Here is a 1,167-nt window from a genome sequence, read left to right on the forward strand (position 1 = left end):
GGTGGTCGAGGGAATCAACAATAAACTTAAACTAATAAAACGGAGAGGCTATGGCTTTAGAAACTTTCGGAATTTTTGGGTTAGAAGTATGTTATCTTGGCATCTTGTATGTTGATTTAGCATAAAGGGTAACGAAGAGCCAAAAAAACTCCCTCAAAGAGCAAAGACTACAATTTATTCGCAATCATCAACAAGCTTTCGATGTTGAGCCTGTTTATCCTCTGCGGCTATTTGAAGATTTCGTGATGGAAGTTGAAGGCGATTGTAGTATTGAAGCCTCTTGTAAGATAGAATTGGATAAACTGATTGCCTCAAGGTTTATGCTCTTGTTTAAAGATAAAGCTCAAGAGTGGCAAAAATATCTAACTCAATCTCCAGCTTGTTTTCAGCAAGTGGAGAACCGTGTGGGTGTTCAATTAGATTATTCTCTATTACAGCGATTTTTAGGAGACAACTTTGACTTCTAGCTTGCTAGAAGTCCTAAGTGCTGGTATTGACTTAAGAACAGACCTTGCCGATTCTAGTGTAAAAATGCACATCAGAATTGGGGATTATCCCGAAAAACTAGCAACCGCTTTTATTTTAAGTGACGGTGCTGCTGATAGTAATTATCTCAGTGGGTTTGTTAACCTAATTGGTTTTGATTTTTATTTCAATGGTAAGAGTGAAATCGAAATTTATGTCGAAGTTAGAGAAGATGATTTTTTCAAACCAGAAACCATCAATCAGGTGTGGCAACATTTTCCTAAATCAGCCTTAAAACCTCTCCAAGCATCAAGTCTATTTTTTACAGGTTTATCAAAAGCCAATCATAACCCAGTGCTTTACTACAATCTCAAAAATCCTCAGGATCTAATAAATTGTTTTAAACTTAATTATACTGCCCAAAAAGTTCACAGCTTTTATCAACATCAAGATATTTTACCTAATATGTGGGTAGGTACAGCCCAACAAGAATTAGAAAAAACGAGAATAGAAAATATTCGGCTTTACTATTACAAATCATTCACAATGGAGTGAACTCTAATGTTAACCACAAAACCCCGCTTTCAAACCTTCGCTGAATATCTACAGTATGAGGATAATTCAGAGGAAAACTATGAATTATTTAACGGGGAATTGATAGAAATGCCACCAGAATCAGGACTTAACTTTCAAATTGCCAAT

Annotated in this window: 4 protein-coding genes; all 4 read left to right on the plus strand. The window is 35.7% G+C overall.

Features of this window, described 5'->3' with window-relative positions:
• On the plus strand, positions 1–115 hold a 115-nt coding region (locus O9290_RS19335; RefSeq protein ID WP_130758671.1), incomplete at its 5' end, for a transposase.
• 61 nt (positions 116–176) lie between these two features.
• Positions 177–467: a DUF5838 family protein gene (locus O9290_RS28570; RefSeq protein ID WP_288054656.1), complete on the plus strand. Its 291-nt coding sequence runs from the start codon at positions 177–179 to the stop codon at positions 465–467.
• Positions 457–1,020, plus strand: a complete 564-nt coding sequence (locus O9290_RS19345) for a DUF5838 family protein (protein ID WP_288054654.1) — start codon at positions 457–459, stop codon at positions 1,018–1,020. The genes O9290_RS28570 and O9290_RS19345 overlap by 11 nt, the downstream gene beginning before the upstream one ends.
• 6 nt (positions 1,021–1,026) lie before the next feature.
• On the plus strand, positions 1,027–1,167 hold a 141-nt coding region (locus O9290_RS19350), incomplete at its 3' end, for a Uma2 family endonuclease (protein ID WP_288054658.1).

This window comes from Microcystis sp. LE19-41.2A, from assembly GCF_027530405.1.
GTDB classification, from domain to species: Bacteria; Cyanobacteriota; Cyanobacteriia; order Cyanobacteriales; family Microcystaceae; genus Microcystis; species Microcystis aeruginosa.